Consider the following 1,178-nt stretch of genomic DNA (forward strand, 5'->3'; position numbering starts at 1 on the left):
TGCAGTATCACGAATATTCCTTGTGCAATATGTTATAAAATACTCCCTCTCTTTTGGCAGTACATTAAGCATATTGTAATAATTAATTTGATATCACTTTAATTTGACAAATTAATATATAATAAAAGCCCTTTCAGGAAATAAATAACTCTAAGACAGGGATGGAATGACTCATTTTGAGTCATTCCATCCCTGAACTTTCAACAATAAAGAACTCTTTCTGAATTATTCATAGCACAGTTGCTTCTATGGCTGAAAGCTGCATAATTACTAAATTTATAAAACTTTCTTAACTTTTAAGTTTATTCCATCAGGCATCCTATTTGCACTCTACCAAACTGAAAAGACTTCCACTGCTATGAAGAATGGAGTCGATACTTTAGAAAACATTCTCGGCAATGATGTATTTAGAAAATATGTAAATGTCTTACTAACTGATAGAGGTTCTGAATTTTATGCGGCAAAAGATATGGAAACAGGTGTAGATAGTACCACATGTACCCGAGTATTTTACTGTGACCCAATGCAATCCGGGCAAAAAGGATCTATAGAAAACAACCACATACAGCTACGGTATATACTTCCAAAGCAGACTGATTTAGTTTCTCTTGGATTAAATGATCAAGATGCACTTAACCTCATACTAAATCATCTAAACTCAGCACCGGTTGAAAAATTTGGTGGTAAGAGTCCCTTAGAGGTAGCCTCTTTTATGTATCATGATCTGTATGAAAGGCTTATTTCATATGGTATCAAGGAAATAGAAAAAGATAGGATTGTTTTAAAACCCTGTCTTCTAAAAAATAGATAACTCTTATTATTGGTAGCTGTCAGGAGCGTCTCAAACAGGTATTTACAAGTGGAAGTTAGTCCTACACTCAAAAAAATTCAATTAAAATCCACTTATTTGTCATGCAAAAAAATGATACCTATACGTCCAAATAGCCCCCTATAACGTATATATTGTAACAGTTATTGTACCTTTTTAGTAGTATAAATGTTATATTTATTTGATTCTGTAAAACTAAATGGTTACAGTCCAGGTAGCAATGTCATTTAGTTAAGATTAAATAGGTGATAAGTTCTTATGGAACAAACCACAGATGGGTCTTAGTGGAACCGTTTTACAGATATGTTTACGATTTATTCATGTAGGAAGGTACGACAACAGGACAAAC

1 protein-coding gene is annotated in these 1,178 nt (G+C 32.9%); it reads left to right on the top strand.

Features of this window, described 5'->3' with window-relative positions:
- Positions 1-358 precede the first annotated feature (358 nt).
- Positions 359-811, top strand: coding sequence for a hypothetical protein (locus HMPREF0381_RS14145; protein WP_008752693.1), 453 nt, complete (start codon positions 359-361; stop codon positions 809-811).
- Positions 812-1,178 lie beyond the last annotated feature (367 nt).

The organism is Lachnoanaerobaculum saburreum DSM 3986 (assembly GCF_000185385.1).
Lineage (GTDB): Bacteria > Bacillota > Clostridia > Lachnospirales > Lachnospiraceae > Lachnoanaerobaculum > Lachnoanaerobaculum saburreum.